Annotated in this window: 8 protein-coding genes, 1 tRNA gene, 2 rRNA genes and 1 pseudogene; 5 read left to right on the top strand and 7 right to left on the bottom strand. The window is 60.1% G+C overall.

The window, feature by feature from the left end:
- Positions 1-2: 2 nt before the first annotated feature.
- The 3 genes from H4I97_RS01115 to H4I97_RS01105 all read right to left on the bottom strand — a co-directional run bounded on the left by H4I97_RS01115 (position 3) and on the right by H4I97_RS01105 (position 3576).
- Complete coding sequence (locus H4I97_RS01115) at positions 3-1535, bottom strand: sugar ABC transporter ATP-binding protein (RefSeq protein ID WP_182306139.1); 1533 nt, start codon at positions 1533-1535, stop codon at positions 3-5.
- Positions 1536-1711: 176 nt separating this feature from the next.
- Positions 1712-2707, bottom strand: a complete 996-nt coding sequence (gene rhaS / locus H4I97_RS01110; RefSeq protein ID WP_182306138.1) for a rhamnose ABC transporter substrate-binding protein — start codon at positions 2705-2707, stop codon at positions 1712-1714.
- 56 nt (positions 2708-2763) lie between these two features.
- A complete protein-coding gene (locus H4I97_RS01105) occupies positions 2764-3576 on the bottom strand; it encodes a DeoR/GlpR family DNA-binding transcription regulator (protein WP_182306137.1) in 813 nt (270 codons plus the stop codon).
- A 204-nt stretch (positions 3577-3780) separates the two neighbouring features.
- Between H4I97_RS01105 and H4I97_RS01100 the strand changes: the two genes are divergently transcribed.
- The 5 genes from H4I97_RS01100 to H4I97_RS01080 all read left to right on the top strand — a co-directional run bounded on the left by H4I97_RS01100 (position 3781) and on the right by H4I97_RS01080 (position 13094).
- A complete protein-coding gene (locus tag H4I97_RS01100; protein ID WP_182306136.1) occupies positions 3781-5877 on the top strand; it encodes a bifunctional rhamnulose-1-phosphate aldolase/short-chain dehydrogenase in 2097 nt (698 codons plus the stop codon).
- Positions 5878-6068: 191 nt separating this feature from the next.
- Complete coding sequence (gene rhaI, locus H4I97_RS01095) at positions 6069-7361, top strand: L-rhamnose catabolism isomerase (protein ID WP_182306135.1); 1293 nt, start codon at positions 6069-6071, stop codon at positions 7359-7361.
- 396 nt (positions 7362-7757) lie between these two features.
- Positions 7758-10235: a DNA translocase FtsK gene (locus H4I97_RS01090; protein WP_244658688.1), complete on the top strand. Its 2478-nt coding sequence runs from the start codon at positions 7758-7760 to the stop codon at positions 10233-10235.
- 764 nt (positions 10236-10999) lie between these two features.
- Positions 11000-11197, top strand: a complete 198-nt coding sequence (locus tag H4I97_RS01085) for a hypothetical protein (protein ID WP_182306133.1) — start codon at positions 11000-11002, stop codon at positions 11195-11197.
- On the top strand, positions 11187-13094 hold the full coding sequence (locus H4I97_RS01080; protein ID WP_244658687.1) for a recombinase family protein: 1908 nt from the start codon (positions 11187-11189) through the stop codon (positions 13092-13094). The genes H4I97_RS01085 and H4I97_RS01080 overlap by 11 nt, the downstream gene beginning before the upstream one ends.
- 179 nt (positions 13095-13273) lie before the next feature.
- Here H4I97_RS01080 and H4I97_RS01075 read toward each other — a convergent pair.
- The 4 genes and pseudogenes from H4I97_RS01075 to H4I97_RS01060 form a co-directional block, all read right to left on the bottom strand.
- Positions 13274-14288: pseudogene (locus H4I97_RS01075) on the bottom strand (IS3 family transposase); the annotation flags it as partial.
- Positions 14289-14553: 265 nt separating this feature from the next.
- Positions 14554-14630: transfer RNA gene (locus H4I97_RS01070), tRNA-Met, on the bottom strand.
- Between the two features lie 279 nt (positions 14631-14909).
- A 5S ribosomal RNA gene (gene rrf, locus H4I97_RS01065) occupies positions 14910-15024 on the bottom strand.
- Positions 15025-15168: 144 nt separating this feature from the next.
- Positions 15169-17966: ribosomal RNA gene (locus tag H4I97_RS01060) — 23S ribosomal RNA — on the bottom strand.
- Between the last annotated feature and the right edge of the window lie 21 nt (positions 17967-17987).

Below are 17987 nucleotides of genomic sequence, written 5' to 3'. Positions count from 1 at the left end.
CCTTACGCATTGCCCGTCGCCGCACGCACGAGCGTCTCTGCGGTAAGCCCTTCGCGTTCGAAAATTCCGGCCTGGAGGCCTTCGCGCATGACCATGACCCGATCCGACATGCCGAGAATCTCCGGCAGTTCGGACGAGATCATGATGATGGAAAGTCCTTCACCGGCGAGTTCCGAGATGAAGCCGTGCACGGCCGCCTTCGAGCCGATATCGATGCCTTTGGTCGGTTCGTCGAGAATGATCACCTTCGGCCGGGTGGCGAGCCACTTGCCGATGACGACCTTCTGCTGGTTGCCGCCGGAAAGCGTTCCCGCAGGAACGGAAAGGGCCGCGGCACGCAGGTCCAGTCTCTCGGCGTATCGGCGGACGAGCGAGAATTCGTTGGCAGCCTTCAGGAAACCCCTGACCGAGGTACGCGCCAGCGAGGGCAGCGACATGTTCTGGTAGATCGGCATTTCGAGCGCAAGGCCGTGGCGGCCGCGCTCTTCCGGTACGTAGACGATGCCTGCGGCGATCGCGTCCGCTGGCGACCGGATCACGATCTCGCGGCCGTCGAGCAGCAGGCGCCCGGAGGCCGGTTTCGTGATGCCGAAGAGGGACTGACAGAGTTCGGAGCGGCCGGCGCCGATGAGGCCATAGACGCCGAGAATTTCCCCCTTGCGAAGATCGAAGGAAATGTCGCGAAATTCGGTGTCGTGGCTGTAGCGATCGACGGTCAGCACTGTTGGCCCGATCTGCACCGGGCTCTTCGGAAACACGTCATCAACGTCACGACCGACCATCAGGCGGACGATTTCATCCTGCGGCGTAGTCTTGAGGATACCCGCTCCCACCATCTTGCCGTCGCGGAAGACCGCGTAGTTTTCAGCGATCTCGTAGACCTCGTCGAACTTGTGGCTGATGAAGAGGATCGCCTTCCCCTGCCTCTTCAGGGTCTCGACGATGCGGAAGAGATCGTCGATCTCCTTGCGCGAGAGCGCAGCGGTCGGCTCGTCCATGATGACGATCCGGGCCTCGACCGAAAGGGCACGTGCGATCGCGACCAGATGGCGCTGGGCGATCGACAGGTCCTTCAGCTTGATCGTCGGATCGATCGTGCTTTCGAGATCGGCCAGCAGCTGTCGGGCGCGCTGATTGATGGTCTTCCAGTCGATCAGCCCGAACCGGGTCCGTGGTGCGTGGCCGAGAAAGATGTTCTCGCCGACGGTCAACTCGTCGAAAAGGACTGTCTCCTGATGAATCGCAGTGACACCGGCATCGATCGCGTCTTGCGCATTGGCAAATGCGACCGGCTTGCCGTCGATCAGGATCTCGCCCTCGTTCGGACGGTAGATACCGGTCAGGATCTTGACGAGCGTCGACTTGCCGGCGCCGTTTTCCCCGATCAGCGCCGTCACCTTGCCGGGATAGAGCGCGATGTTCACCCCATCGAGCGCCTTCACCCCCGGAAAGATCTGAGAAATGCCACGCATTTCGAGAATCGGCGTGTCGGCGGCCAGCGGCGCGGTGTCGAGAGGTTTGGCTTGAACGGTCATGGTCTTTTCAGGTCCTGTAGACCCCTCATCCGCCTGCCGGCACCTTCTCCCCGCAAGCGGGGCGAAGGACGCAAGCCACACGGCGTCATCCTATCATCGGGGCACGTCCCCTCTCCCCGCGTGCGGGGAGAGGGCTAGGGTGAGGGGCAACGGCCCCCGAACTCGGAAATGCAGGATCAGAAGATCTTCGAGAACTCGTCGATGTTGGACGAATTGTAGACGAACGGATCGGCCATCGCCGCTTCGCCGTTGTCGCCGACCTTGATCTTGCCCATGCGGCCGGCTTCGATTTCCGCGCCCGGAGCACCGTCGGTGTCACCCTTCACCAGATGATAGGCGATCTGTGTGGCGGAGTAACCGAGGTCGATCGGGTTCCAGATCGCGAATTCCTTGGTCGCGCCGGACTTGATGGCACCGGCCATTTCCGACGGCAGGCCGAGACCGGTCACGTAGACCTGACCGATCTTGCCGGCATCCTTGACAGCCTGCGAGGCGGCGAGAACGCCGACGGTCGTCGGAGCGACGATAACCTTGACGTTCGGCGAGGACGACAGGAGGCCGTTGGCTTCGCGGTAGCTCTTGTCGGCCAGGTCGTCACCATAGACGGTCGTGGCGAGGTTGAGGCCCGGGAAATCCTTGAGCTGCTTCTTCATTTCCTCGATCCAGATGTTCTGGTTGGTCGAGGTGGTGGTGGCCGACAGGATGGCGAAGTCGCCCTTGCCGCCTTCGAGATGGTTGGCCGCGAGCTGCAGGCACATCTTGCCGATCAGTTCGTTGGACGACGGATTGAGGTGCATGATCCGGCCTTCCGGAGCGACACCCGAATCCCAGGAAATGACCTTGATGCCGCGCTGCTGCGCCTTCTTCAGCGCCGGAACGACGGCGTCCGGATCGTTGGCGGAAATTGCGATCGCATCGACGCCCTGGGCAATCAAGGAATTGATCACTTCAATCTGGCCTTCGGCCGTCGTCGTCGTCGGGCCGGTGTAAATCACCTCGACGCCGCCGAGTTCCTTGGCCGCTTCCTGTGCACCCTTGTTGGCCGCCTCGAAGAAGCCGTTGCCAAGTGATTTGACCACAAGTGCGATCTTCATGTCGGCGGCATTTGCCGCGGACGTCATGGCAGCTATGGCGATCGCCACGCCGGCGAGCAGTGTCTTCGACAGTTTCATTGTGTTTTCCTCCCAGGTTGAGACTGCTTGAACTCCTCCCACGCGGCCGGATCACATCACGCGACCGACGTGGTATCCTCCTTCTCAGTCGAAGCCATCGGCTTGACCGTAATGAGCCTTATGCCGGCGTCGGTGACCATGGCGGCCGCCTCGTCCGGAATCTTGTCGTCGGTAATGATCGTCGAGACGTTGTCGAGCGGGCAGAGAATCAAGCTCGAGCGCTTCGAGAACTTGCTGGAATCGACCATGATGATCAGTTCCTCGGCCTGGCGGACCAACTTCTGTTCGCTCTGGATAACCAGCGCATCGGACTCCATTACGCCGAGCGCATTGATGCCCTGCGCGCCGATGAAGATGCGCCGCGCGTAGAAATTGCGGATCGCATCGTTTTCGAAGGGCGACAGGATCAGGCTCTGGTCGCGATAGATCGCCCCGCCCGGCACCGAGACCGTGCACTTCGAATGCTTGACCAAATGCTCGGCGATGGCGAATGAATTGGTCATGACCTGCAGGCGGCGCGCCGACATGAAATGCACCATCTGGAAGGTCGTCGTGCCCCCGTTGATGATGATCGAGTCGCCTTCCTCGCAAAGATCGACGGCGGCACGCGCAATTGCGCGTTTCTTGTCGATATTGACCGATTCCGAAACGCGGAACGGTCGCGCGGCGAGATTTCCGAGCTGCGGCGGATGCACCGCCTCCGCGCCGCCGCGGACCCGGCGGAGCTTTCCCTGCACATGAAGCGCTGCGATGTCGCGGCGGATCGTGGCTTCGGAAGCCTCGGTCAGCTCGGCGATATCCTGCACGGTGATGACCGGCTTTTCCTGGATCGCGCTTAGTATGATGCGATGACGTTCGCGTTCGTGCATGGGCTCCTCCTGAGCGTGATTTATTCGGATTGCGTTTACGCTGTCAATCACAAACGATCAAAAAAGATAATGTTGCGTCGCACAATGAACGTTTGTGATCGAAATTGATTGACAAGCATCGAACGGATGCGCGATACCGTCCACCAGAAGGAGATGGGTCCCCGGTCGGGTTACCCATGAATCGACACGCACAGGGAGGAAGCGATGACGGGCCAAACCCGCCTTCTCGATAATCGTTGGGATGATGCTCGTGCGGCGGAGCTCGACGAGCCCGGCAAGCTGCTCTACCGGTCCAATCTCTTGGGCGCTGACAAGCGCATCACCAATTACGGCGGCGGCAACACCTCCGCGAAAGTGCTCGAAACCGATCCGCTGACCGGCGGAAAGGTTCGCGTCATGTGGGTCAAGGGTTCCGGCGGCGACGTCGGCACCATCAAGCTCGACGGCTTCGCCACCCTCTACATGGACAAGCTCGAGGCGCTGAAGACGCTCTACAAGGGCGTCGAAGACGAGGACCGCATGGTCGGCTTCCTGCCGCATTGCACCTTCAACCTGAACCCGCGCGCCGCCTCGATCGACACGCCCCTGCACGGCTTCGTGCCGTTCACCCATGTCGACCACATGCATCCGGATGCGATTATCGCGATCGCCGCTTCGAAGAACTCCAAGGAACTGACGCAGAAGATCTTCGGTGCCGACATCGGCTGGCTACCCTGGCGCCGTCCAGGCTTCCAGCTCGGTCTCGACCTCGAAGCCTTCGTGAAGGCAAACCCGACCGCCAAGGGCGTCGTGCTCGAAAGTCACGGCCTGTTCACCTGGGCGAACGACGCCAAGGAATGCTACCTGCTAACGCTCGAGATCATCAACAAGGCGATCGAGTGGTTCGCCAAGGAAACCGAGGGCAAGACGATCTTCGGCGGCGCGGTGGCCAAGAGCCTGCCGGAAGCCGAACGCCGCGCGATCGCAGCCAAGCTGATGCCGGAAATCCGTGGCCGGATCGGCAAGGCCGAACGCAAGCTCGGTCATTTCGACGACCAGGCCGCCGTGCTTGAATTCGTCAATTCGAAGGATCTGAAGCCGCTGGGTTCGCTCGGCACCTCCTGCCCCGACCACTTCCTGCGCACCAAGATCCGTCCGCTGATCGTCGATTTCGATCCGGCCAAGCCCGATGCCGACGCCGTGATCGCCGGCCTCGACAAGGCGCTCGAGGACTACCGCGCCGACTACACGCGCTATTACGAGGCCTGCAAGCACGCCAACTCGCCTGCCATGCGCGATCCGAACCCGGTCATCTTCCTGGTTCCGGGCGTCGGCATGCTGTCCTTCGCCAAGGACAAGGCGACCGCCCGCATCGCCGGCGAATTCTACGTCAACGCCATCAACGTCATGAAGGGCGCCTCGACGGTTTCCGAATATCAGGGCCTGCCCGAACAGGAAGCTTTCGACATCGAATACTGGCTGCTCGAGGAAGCCAAGCTCCAGCGCATGCCCAAGCCGAAATCGCTGGCCGGTCGCGTCGCCTTCGTCACCGGCGGCGCCGGCGGCATTGGCCGGGCGACGGCCGAGCGGCTGATGTCCGAAGGCGCCTGCGTGGTGCTCGCCGACATCGACACCGGCGCGCTCTCGGACACGATGGCCGACTTCTCCAAGCGCTACGGCGGCGACAGCGTTCGTTCCGTCACGCTCGACGTGACAAAGGAAGAAGCCGTCACCTCGACATTCGCGGAAGCCTGCGTCGAATTCGGCGGCGTCGACATTCTCGTCTCCAATGCCGGCATCGCCTCTTCGGCCCCGGTCGAGGACACCACGCTTCAAATGTGGAACAAGAACATCGACATCCTGGCGACCGGCTATTTCCTCGTCTCCCGCGAGGCTTTCCGCCTGTTCCGCCGTCAGGCGATCGGCGGCAATATCGTCTTCGTCGCCTCGAAGAACGGCCTTGCCTCCTCGCCGAACGCATCCGCCTATTGCACCGCCAAGGCCGCCGAGATCCATCTCGCCCGCTGCCTGGCGCTGGAAGGCGCTGACGCCGGCATCCGCGTCAACACAGTCAACCCCGATGCCGTGCTGCGCGGCTCGAAGATCTGGAACGGCGAATGGCGCGAACAGCGGGCGGCGTCCTCGAAGATCGAGGTCACCGATCTGGAGGAGCACTACCGCAAGCGCTCGATGCTGAAGCTCAATGTCTTCCCGGAAGACATCGCGGAAGCGATCTACTTCCTCGCCTCCGATCTCTCGGCCAAGTCGACCGGCAACATCATCAATGTCGATGCCGGCAACGCCCAGAGCTTCACGCGCTGAGCAAGCTTTAGCACCCCGTCTGCCCTGCCGGGCATCTCCCCCACAAGGGGGGAGAAGAACAGCAGTTGACCGAGCGTAACCACGATGACTTTGCTTGGTGCAAAAGGCATCGACAACCGTGAGTTAAGTCTCCCCCTTGTGGGGGAGATGTCACGAAGTGACAGAGGGGGAATACCTTTGGGAGGAAAACCATGACCGATCAGATAATCGCCGCCGACGTCATCGCGGCCGAAAACGAAAAGCGCGCGGCCGCGCTCAAGTCCGATTATGCGGCGCTCGGCGAAAAGCTCGCCCGCACCGGCATCGACATCGACGCCGTCACCAGCAAGGTCGCCGATTTCTTCGTTGCCGTTCCCTCCTGGGGCGTCGGCACCGGCGGCACCCGTTTCGCCCGCTTCCCCGGCCTTGGCGAGCCGCGCCATATCTTCGACAAGCTGGAAGACTGCTCGGTCATCAACGAACTGACCCGTGCCACGCCAACCGTGTCGCTGCACATTCCGTGGGACAAGGCCGATCCGAAGGAGCTGAAGGCAAAGGGCGACGCACTGGGCCTCGGCTTCGATGCCATGAACTCGAATACCTTCTCGGACGCGCCGGACCAGACACATTCCTACAAGTATGGCTCGCTCAGCCACGTGGATGCGGCCACCCGCGCCCAGGCCGTCGAGCACAACATCGAATGCATCGAGCTTGGCAATGCCATCGGCTCGAAGGCGCTGACCGTCTGGATTGGCGACGGCTCGAACTTCCCCGGCCAGTCGAACTTCACCCGCCAGTTCGAGCGCTACCTCGCCTCCATGGCCGACATCTACAAGGCCCTGCCCGACGACTGGCGGCTCTTCACCGAGCACAAGATGTATGAGCCGGCCTTCTATTCAACGGTCGTCCAGGACTGGGGGACGAATTACCTGATCGCCCAGACGCTCGGCGAAAAGGCCTTCTGCCTCGTCGACCTCGGCCATCACGCGCCCAACACCAATATCGAGATGATCGTCGCCCGACTGATCCAGTTCGGCAAGCTCGGCGGCTTCCACTTCAACGACTCGAAATACGGTGACGACGATCTCGACGCCGGCTCGGTTGAGCCTTACCGCCTGTTCCTCGTCTTCAACGAGCTGGTCGATGCGGAGCATCGCGGCGTGAAGGGTTTCCACCCGGCGCACATGATCGACCAGAGCCACAATGTCACCGACCCGATCGAGAGCCTGATCTCCAGCGCCAACGAGATCCGCCGCGCCTATGCCCAGGCGCTTCTGGTCGACCGCGCGGCACTAGAAGGCTTCCAGGGCGACAATGATGCGCTGATGGCTTCGGAGACACTCAAGCGTGCCTATCGCATGGATGTGGAACCGATTCTCGCCGAAGCCCGTCGCCGTCACGGCGGCGCGATCGACCCGGTCGCCACCTATCGCGCCAGCGGCTACCGCGCCCGGGTCGCCTCCGAGCGCCCGACAGTCAAGGGCGGCTCCGGCGGCATCGTCTGATCCCGCACCAACGGCACAGCAAAACATCGACGCACCGCTCCGACCATTCCGGGGCGCGTTTGCATGCGTATCTGATGATCATCCGATCATTCCGCCACCTTCCGCCGGGCGCAAGCAATAGCCGGTGTGGCACGGTCGCCGCACCTCGCAATTTGCTCACACTACAACCGGCGAAAGAGCGCTCACCGACAGGCGCCGGAAAGACCTGGTTAACCTTTATTTTTTAGTAAGATTGTCAGTGTTCGTTGTTCGTGTTCGAGAGATGTGCAGGTAGCCATGCGTTTCAGCCGTTCGAATTTCTCAAGATTTACCAGTAACTTGGAAGAGGAACGGAAGGGATCTGAGGCCGGAGGTGAAGAGCCGCACAAGCCGGCGGCAAATCCGGCAGACCCGCGGATGGCGGCTTCGGGCGACACGGCGGGCAACACCGATTCGATTGCCGCGAGCGAAATCGAAGGCCGCGGCGACGCCCCGATCTGGCAGAGGGCTTTCGTACTCGGACCGAACGTCCGCTTCACCCGCACACCCGATACGGCGCTGCCGAAGCGCGCCGCGCCGGCGGCCGCAAGCGTACCTTGTCCCGTGCCTGAAGCTCCTGTTGCCGTTCCAGCCGCGCCGGACAGCCTGCCATCCATGCCGACGAGAAATGCCGAGCGCATAATTGCGCAGCCGGAATTCCTGCCGCAGCCGCCCGATGCCGCCGGCGCACGCGCACTCAGCTATCGGCTCCGTCGCGAACTCGCGCGAAGCAGGCAGACCGAGGAAACGCCAGCCGAGGCATCGACGACACACGAGGACCTACCGGTCGCCGCGATCACCCAAGCGACGACGATGATTGCCGTCACGTGCCGCGAGCTCGCGCAGAATGACACGGCAGAACAACTGATGGCGACGACAGCGCCAGTCCCGTCGCCCGATGATACGCGATTCCTGCCACTGACGGCGTTCATCTCCGATCACGTCTTCTGGGAAGCGATGACGGAAGCAAGCGACGAGGCAGAGAGCGCCGGTCTGATGCTTCCGGTCAGCCCGCCGGTGGCAGCTGCTGTTCCCGCGCCGCTCGCCTTTCCGGCCCCGGTCGCCACGGCGCCCGCAAAGGTGAAGATGCCGGTCCTCGCACCACCAGCCGCAAAGTCGGACAAGTCGGTCACGTCACTCTACCGGGAGGTCGGCCTTCACCGGATCAGCCAGACCCGACCCGGCGCTGCTGCCGTTTCCGAGGCAGTACCGGTATTCCTGACGGCGCCTGAAGAAGCGGCCGTTCCGTCGGCAACGGAGAATGCCGCCGAACAGCCCACGGTCCGTGATCGCACGGCGAATGCCCGAACCGTATCGGAAGGAGAGTACGATTTTCCTTCGATCGATCTCCTGCAACTGCCGCAGTCTCAGGAGACACACATCCTCTCGCCCGAAGCGCTGGAACAGAGCGCCGGTCTCCTGGAAAGCGTTCTCGAGGACTTCGGAATCAAGGGCGAGATCATCGACGTTCGGCCCGGCCCCGTCGTCACGCTCTACGAGTTCGAGCCCGCACCCGGCGTCAAGTCTTCGCGCGTCATCGGGCTCTCCGACGACATCGCCCGCTCGATGTCGGCGCTCTCCGCCCGCGTCGCCGTTGTGCCTGGCCGCAACGTGATCGGTATCGAGCTGCCGAACCCTGTCCGCGAGACCGTCTACTTCCGCGAACTCATCGAATCGCGGGACTATACCGAGACCCGCTTCCAGCTACCGGTCTGCCTCGGCAAGACCATCGGCGGGGAACCGGTCATTGCCGAACTGGCGAAGATGCCACACCTGCTGGTTGCCGGCACCACCGGCTCGGGCAAGTCAGTCGCCATCAACACGATGATCCTGTCGCTGCTTTATCGGCTCAAGCCGGAGGAGTGCCGCCTGATCATGGTCGATCCGAAGATGCTCGAACTCTCCGTCTATGACGGCATTCCGCATCTCCTGACCCCTGTCGTCACCGATCCCAAAAAGGCGGTGATGGCGCTCAAATGGGCCGTCCGCGAGATGGAAGACCGCTATCGCAAGATGTCGCGGCTCGGCGTGCGCAACATCGACGGCTATAACGGCCGCGCCGCCACCGCCCGCACCAAGGGCGAGACGATCCTCTGCACGATCCAGACGGGCTTCGACCGGTCCACCGGCGAACCGGTCTACGAGCAGGAGGAAATGGACCTTTCCCCGATGCCGTACATCGTCGTCATCGTCGACGAGATGGCGGATCTGATGATGGTCGCCGGCAAGGAGATCGAAGGCGCAATCCAGAGGCTCGCGCAGATGGCCCGCGCGGCGGGCATCCACCTGATCATGGCGACGCAGCGCCCGTCCGTCGACGTCATTACCGGTACGATCAAGGCGAACTTCCCGACACGCATCTCCTTCCAGGTGACCTCCAAGATCGACAGCCGCACCATTCTCGGTGAACAGGGCGCCGAACATCTGCTCGGCCAGGGCGACATGCTGCATATGATGGGCGGCGGCCGCATCGCGCGCGTGCACGGGCCGTTCGTCTCAGACCACGAGGTGGAAAAGGTGGTGGCACACCTGAAGACGCAAGGACGGCCGGACTACCTCGGCACGGTCACAGAAGAGGCGGAGGAAAACGAACCCGAAGAGGACGAAGCCATCTTCGACCGCTCGACCATGGGCGAAGAGGATGCAAGCGACCTTTACGACAAGGCGGTGAAGATCGTCATGCGCGACAAGAAATGCTCGACGTCCTACATCCAGCGCAAGCTCTCCATCGGTTACAACCGTGCGGCGTCACTCGTGGAACGGATGGAGCAGGAAGGGCTCGTGGGCCCCGCCAATCACGTCGGGAAACGCGCGATCATTGCCGACGGCACGGAGCGCAACGACGGCGCCATTTGATGGAACACGGCAGCCGGGCAAGACCCTGCTGCTCCTTGAGCCCTCGCCCTCCGTCCCGGCCTCTCGCTGCGGCCGCTCCCGCTTCAGAAGAGGTGTTCTCCCGCGGGAAAATCGCCGACGCGCCCAGCTTTGTATATGTCGATGCCGGGGCTCGCCTCAGGTCGCGGCTGTGCTTTTCGGGTGCAGATTTCGGTTCAAGATCTGTCTTCTTCCTCAGCGTCCCAACCGCACGGCGCCATCGTTGCTCCCTGTCGATTTCGGCTGAAACAACAGGAGGGACTAGGTGTTCAGAACTGACCTGCTCCCCCGAATGTACTCACTCATAGGCTAGCCCTGTTCACGTTGTGGTTCTTTCTGGACCGGATTGCAAACTCATTTGGTGTCAGCCCGCCAAGGCTCGTGTGTGGACGGTGCAGATTGTACAACACGACGACAGAACACCCACGGGACCGAGGTTCGCGAGCTTTTGTATCCGTGGCATCCCTGGTCTGGGCGGCTCGTTCACGTGCATGAGGCGGTGTCCAAAGGGAGGCATGTTTTCCGCTGCAGCCTTTCTGGTTCTTCTTCTGGTCGACTTCTTGAGGTCCCGTCGTGGATGTTCGACCGATCAGTGAGTGGTTGTTGGCGCAGCCTGCCGGTTCCGCACGTCGATCTCGCAAGCCTGCATATTTTGGCAAGATTGCTGAAGGACGCTGATGCCTCATCGCAATCTTCGGTAATGGGCGCAGCATTGGTCTCTCACGAAACGAGTCGGAGAGATGTTCATGCCTCGCCAGCCCATGACATGCCAGTTCGATCTGTTCTCGGCCCCGCAGCGGGGGAAAACGGCAGGGACGCCGCAATGGCCGGAGTTGCCGGAGGAGACCCGCCAAGCGTTGACGGTGCTCATCGTGCGGCTGTTCGTCGATCACGCAAAGTGCGGACATGCCTCCCAACAGAAGGAGGCCGATCATGATGCATGAGAAGATCGGGCCGCATCATCTGGAGCGGAAGGCCATCCTCTATGTTCGGCAGTCCTCGGCTCACCAGGTTCTGCATAATCGAGAGAGCAGCGCCCTCCAGTACGCCATGCGCGACCGTCTGGCAGCGCTTGGATGGTCACAAATAGAGACGGTGGATGACGATCTTGGTCGTTCGGCCGCCGGCGGCGTGACCCGCGCTGGATTTGATCGGATGGTGGCGGAAGTCTGCCTTGGCAAGGTTGGCGCCGTGGCCGCGCGTGAGGTATCGCGTTTCGCCCGGAACAGCCGCGATTGGCAGCAACTCATCGAGATGTGCCGCGTTGTCGATACCGTCCTGGTCGACCAGGAAGCAGTTTATGCGCCCCGCCAGGGCAACGACCGCCTGCTCTTGGGTTTGAAGGGCAGCCTCAACGAGTATGAACTCGATCTCTTGCGTCAGCGTTCCCTTTCCGCCCGCTATGAGAAGGCTCGCCGCGGTGAACTCGTGGTCACTGTTCCGGCCGGCTTCGTGAAGGCCGGTGACAGGATCGAGAAGGATCCCGACCGACGCATCCAGGAAGCCATCGCGCTCGTCTTCGACAAGGTTGCCGAACTCGGCAGTGCGCGGCAGGCTCTGCTATGGTTCCTCGAGCAGGGGCTGGACCTGCCGGTCAGGTATACCAATGGTGACGTCATCTGGCGCAGGCCAAATTATGCCACCATCCACCGGATGATTGCGAACCCGATCTACGGAGGCGCTTACGCTTATGGTAAGAGTCGCTCCGTGCCCCGATACGATGGCCGGTCTGGAATTCGTCGCAAGGCGCGTGATGAATGGCTGGCGCTGATCCCGGATGCACATGAAGGTTACGTCAGTTGGGAACGGGCGGAGGAGATCCGCAAGATGGTAAGCGACAATGTGCCAGCCAGCCGCCATCACGGGGCGCCGAAGCACGGCGACGCTCTGCTTGCCGGCCTTTTCCGTTGCAAGAGATGCGGTCGAAAGCTGACCGTCCGGTACACCGGAAACAAGCATAACATTCCGCGCTATTCCTGTTGGCGTGGTCTACTCGATAATGGCGAACCACGTTGCATCGCCTTCGGCGGTCTGCGGGTCGATGATGCGATCGAGGAGGCGCTGCTCGGCGTAGTCGAACCAGGAGCCATTGCGGCCGCCGTTGAGGCGGAACGCAATATGGCCAGCCAACGCGATCAGGTTCAGGATGCCCTGCTACGCGACCTCGAGGCAGCACGCTATGTAGCCGACCGGGCATTCCGGCAATATGACGCGGCCGATCCGGAGAACAGACTTGTAACGTCAGAGCTCGAAGCGCGCTGGAATAGGACACTCGCACGCGTCGGCGAGATCGAGACCAGGATTGCCAAACATCGGACAGTTACGCCTCAGCCGTTCCCCATGTCCGCATCACAGGTAACCGCACTTGCGGGAAACCTTCGCACCGTCTGGACGGCGCCGACAACCGATGCAAGGCTGAAGAAGCGCATCGTGCGCACGCTCATCAATGAAGTGGTCGCCGATCTCGATGATGGAACTTCTGAGATCGTCCTCGTCATTCATTGGGTTGGAGGCGTCCACACCGAGCTGCGCCTGCCGAAGCGACGCCGCGGCCAAAGAAACGCGACCCCTGACGACATTGTCGACGCTGTGAGACAGCTCGTCTTACTCGCCAATGATGATGTGATTGCCGGTGTCCTCAATCGCAACGGACTGACAACCGGCAATGGCAATCGCTGGACACGGGAGCGGGTCACCGCGCTGAGGTCATATCGCAAGATTCCGGTCTTCCGTCCGCAGATCGACGGGGTCGAGCCATGGCTTAATCTGGGCGGCGCGGCGAAGTTACTCGGGATAACGCCAAAGACGCTGCGTCTGGCGGCCGAGGCTGGCGATATTTAGGGGGCTCATCCGCTACCCGATGGCCCATGGATCTTCAGCCGTTCAAAACTCGCGACCTTACAAGCACGTCAGATCCTCGATCGCGCCCGGCAGAACCCCCGACACCCCACAGGATCGCATCCAGATCAGGAAAGCTTATTCCCTTCAACAACATAGAAAGATGGGCGTTATGAAACAGGATTGTAGTCGATGCGCCATTCCTCGATGATCTCCCGGGCATGCCGGTAGCTGCGGAACAGATACTCGTTGAGGCACTCGTCACGCAGTCGACCGTTGAACGATTCCACGAAGCCATTCTGCATGGGTTTGCCCGGGGCGATGTAGTGCCATTCGACACCACGATCCTGCTCCAGGCGAGCATGGCGTTCGATGTGAGCTCGGTGCCATTGTCGCTGACGACCAATAACGGATAACCGCGCCGCTCGGCGATGGCATCCAGTTCTCTGGCAACGCGTTCGCCGGAGAGCGAGTTGTCGACGACCGTCGCCAGGCACTCGCGGCTGAAGTCATCGATCACGCAAAGTATGCGGAAGCGACGTCCATCGACCAGTGCATCTGACACAAAGTCGAGAGACCATCTCTGGTTCGCTTTCTGCGTGATCGTCATCGGTGTGCGCGTGCCCAAAGCCCGCTTATGGCCGCCACGTTTGCGGACTGTCAGCCTCTCTTCCTTGTAGATGCGATACAGCTTCTTCCAGTTCACCTCGACACCCTCGCGCTTCAGCAACAGGTGCAGGCGGCGATAGCCGAACCGTCGGCGTTCCGATGACAGTTCCCGCAGACGCTTTCGGAGTTCGGTGTCATCGGGGCTGCTAGACTGATAGCGGTAGACGCGCGGTGTCATCCCCACCAGGGCACATGCATGGCGCTGCGAGTAGCTCTTCTCTTCAATGGCCCAGTTCACGGCATTTCTCCTCGAACCGGGCGTCAGAAGTTTTTTCCGAGCATCTCGCGGAGTGTGGAAACATCCATCATCTGCTCCGCCAGAAGCTTCTTCAGCTTCGCGTTCTCTTCTTCCAGGGCCTTCAGCCGCTTGGCCTCCGACACTTCCATGCCGCCGTACTTTTTGCGCCACGTGTAAAAGGTCGCATCGCTGATACCGTGCTTGCGGCACAGATCGACCGCCGACATCCCGGCTTGATGCTCCTTCAAAATCCCGATGATCTGTTCCTCCGAGAATCGTGAGCGCTTCATTGCCTGTCTCCTTCGTTGAGGAACAGGCTAACCCAAAATCGAGAACATCTCAGGGGAGCAGGTCAGGCTGGATGAAGAAGCTGCCTCGCAAGGCAATTCCTTCCGATAGCGGCGGAGCTGTTGGTTTGTGGCGGCAGCCAGGAGCGCCCGGCGTTTTGCCGGGAGGGAGGTGGTGGCAGGTCAGTTGCTTGGTAGTTCTGCGATGACGGCTTGCAGAAACGCAAAAAGCCCCGCGGTGGGGGCTCTTTGGGATCGGGTGGAAGGTTGGTTGCGGGGGCAGGATTTGAACCTGCGGCCTTCAGGTTATGAGCCTGACGAGCTACCGGGCTGCTCCACCCCGCGTTATGTTGAGCTGTCCGGGGATTTGCCCGGATTTTTGTTTTGCCCTTCCTCGCGCGCGTTGCGCTCTGCGGGAGGGCGGGGCTGCTCCACCCCGCGTTAGACCTGAGCTGCCGGGCGATCCCGGTTTTTTTGGCCTTCCTTTTGGGCTTTTTTGCCTTGGGGAGGGCGGGGCTGCTCTGGCCCGGGTGTTATTGTATGAAGCAAAAAGGCCGCTTTCGCGGCCTCGTTTTGGGCACGAGGCCCTTTTTGTGATGAGAAGATTTTGATTGCCTTTAGCAGACCTGGCAGCGACCTACTCTCCCGCGTCTTGAGACGAAGTACCATTGGCGCTGGGGCGTTTCACGGCCGTGTTCGGAATGGGAACGGGTGCAGCCACCCCGCCATAACCACCAGGTCAGCTAAGGGCAATCATATTTGAGAAGCTGGTGACTGAGGCCTTAGGCAACAGTCTTTCTTTGAACACGTCCTGGAGCGGCGAAGACTACTGCCTACTGCCCAACTCCTACTGGCTCATCTTTGATGAGCATGGTCAATGAGAACGATCAAGCCAATCGAGCTATTAGTAACGGTAAGCTTCACACATTGCTGCGCTTCCACACCCGTCCTATCAACGTGGTCGTCTTCCACGGCTCTGATAGGGAATACTCGTTTTCAGGTGGGTTTCCCGCTTAGATGCCTTCAGCGGTTATCCCTTCCATATATAGCTACCCTGCTATGCCGTTGGCACGACAACAGGTCCACCAGAGATATGTCCATCCCGGTCCTCTCGTACTAGGGACAGATCCTGTCAATATTCCTACACCCACGGCAGATAGGGACCGAACTGTCTCACGACGTTCTGAACCCAGCTCACGTACCGCTTTAATTGGCGAACAGCCAAACCCTTGGGACCTGCTCCAGCCCCAGGATGCGATGAGCCGACATCGAGGTGCCAAACAACCCCGTCGATATGGACTCTTGGGGGTCATCAGCCTGTTATCCCCGGCGTACCTTTTATCCGTTGAGCGATGGCCCTTCCACGCGGGACCACCGGATCACTATGACCGACTTTCGTCTCTGCTCGACTTGTCAGTCTCGCAGTCAGGCGGGCTTATGCCATTGCACTCGACGACCGATTTCCGACCGGTCTGAGCCCACCATCGCGCGCCTCCGTTACTCTTTCGGAGGCGACCGCCCCAGTCAAACTACCCACCATACACTGTCCCGGACCCGGATGACGGGCCGCGGTTAGACATCCATGACGATAAGGGTGGTATTTCAAGGATGGCTCCACAGAAACTGGCGTCCCTGCTTCAAAGCCTACCACCTATCCTACACATGCCGACACGAATGCCAGTGTAAAGCTATAGTAAAGGTGCACGGGGTCTTTCCGTCTGACCGCAGGAACCCCGCATCTTCACGGGGAATTCAATTTCACTGAGTCTATGTTGGAGACAGCGGGGAAGTCGTTACGCCATTCGTGCAGGTCGGAACTTACCCGACAAGGAATTTCGCTACCTTAGGACCGTTATAGTTACGGCCGCCGTTTACTGGGGCTTCGATTCAGAGCTTGCACCCCTCCTCTTAACCTTCCAGCACCGGGCAGGCGTCAGACCCTATACGTCGTCTTGCGACTTCGCAGAGCCCTGTGTTTTTGATAAACAGTCGCTACCCCCTGGTCTGTGCCACCCCACAATGGTTGCCCATCATGGGGTCACGCTTCTTCCGAAGTTACGCGTGCAATTTGCCGAGTTCCTTCAACATAGTTCTCTCAAGCGCCTTGGTATACTCTACCTGACCACCTGTGTCGGTTTCGGGTACGGTCTATAAAGTGGGGCTATTTCCTGGAACCGCTCCACCGCACACTCAATCCAATAAGAATGTACGATTTGTGCGATCCGTCACCACCACAAGGCCCACGAATATTAACGTGGTTCCCATCGACTACGCGTGTCCGCCTCGTCTTAGGGGCCGGCTAACCCTGCTCAGATTAACTTTAAGCAGGAACCCTTGGTCTTTCGGCGAGAGGGTCTCTCACCCTCTTTATCGTTACTCATGTCAACATTCGCACTTCCGATACCTCCAGGGCCCCTCACAGGTACCCCTTCGCAGGCTTACGGAACGCTCCGCTACCACACGTATTGCTACGTATCCTCAGCTTCGGTGCATGGCTTTAGCCCCGTTACATTTTCGGCGCAAAGACCCTTATTTAGACCAGTGAGCTGTTACGCTTTCTTTAAATGATGGCTGCTTCTAAGCCAACATCCTGGTTGTTTTGGGATCCTCACATCCTTTCCCACTTAGCCATGACTTGGGGACCTTAGCTGGAGGTCAGGGTTGTTGCCCTCTTCACGACGGACGTTAGCACCCGCCGTGTGTCTGCCGACTAGTACTCCTCGGTATTCGGAGTTTGGTTAGGATCAGTAAGACGGTGAGTCCCCATAGCCCATCCAGTGCTCTACCCCCGAGGGTATTCGGTCGACGCTCTACCTAAATAGATTTCGCGGAGAACCAGCTATTTCCGAGTTTGATTGGCCTTTCACCCCTAGCCACAAGTCATCCCAATCTATTGCAACAGATGCGGGTTCGGTCCTCCAGTTGGTGTTACCCAACCTTCAACCTGCTCATGGCTAGATCACTCGGTTTCGGGTCTAATGCAACGAACTGAACGCCCTGTTCAGACTCGCTTTCGCTGCGCCTACACCTATCGGCTTAAGCTTGCTCGTTACACTAAGTCGTTGACCCATTATACAAAAGGTACGCCGTCAGGCTTGCGCCCTCCGACTGTTTGTAGGCATCCGGTTTCAGGTTCTATTTCACTCCCCTTGTCGGGGTGCTTTTCACCTTTCCCTCACGGTACTTGTTCGCTATCGGTCATGCACGAGTACTTAGGCTTGGAGAGTGGTCTCCCCATGTTCAGACAGGATTTCACGTGTCCCGCCCTACTCAAGGACAATCAGTGTTCTACGCCTACGGGACTGTCACCCACTACGGTCGAGCTTTCCAGCTCGTTCGGCTTTATTCCTGATTGCCACTGGCCTGGTCCGCGTTCGCTCGCCACTACTTGCGGAGTCTCGGTTGATGTCCTTTCCTGCAGGTACTTAGATGTTTCAGTTCCCTGCGTTCGCTTCTTACCCCTATGTATTCGAAGGTAAGATACCTTATAACAATGCTTGGAAACCCAAGCCGTCATCGCTGACAGTTTGGATTTTCCAAGCATTTAAGGTGGGTTGCCCCATTCGGATATCCATGGATCAAAGCTCATTCGCAGCTCCCCACGGCTTTTCGCAGCGTATCACGTCCTTCATCGCCTGTGCATGCCAAGGCATCCACCAAATGCCCTTACGACACTTAATCGTTCTCATTGCCAATGCTCAT

Source organism: Ciceribacter thiooxidans (assembly GCF_014126615.1).
GTDB classification, from domain to species: Bacteria; Pseudomonadota; Alphaproteobacteria; order Rhizobiales; family Rhizobiaceae; genus Allorhizobium; species Allorhizobium thiooxidans.
This window is presented reverse-complemented; position numbering and strand designations above follow the sequence as displayed.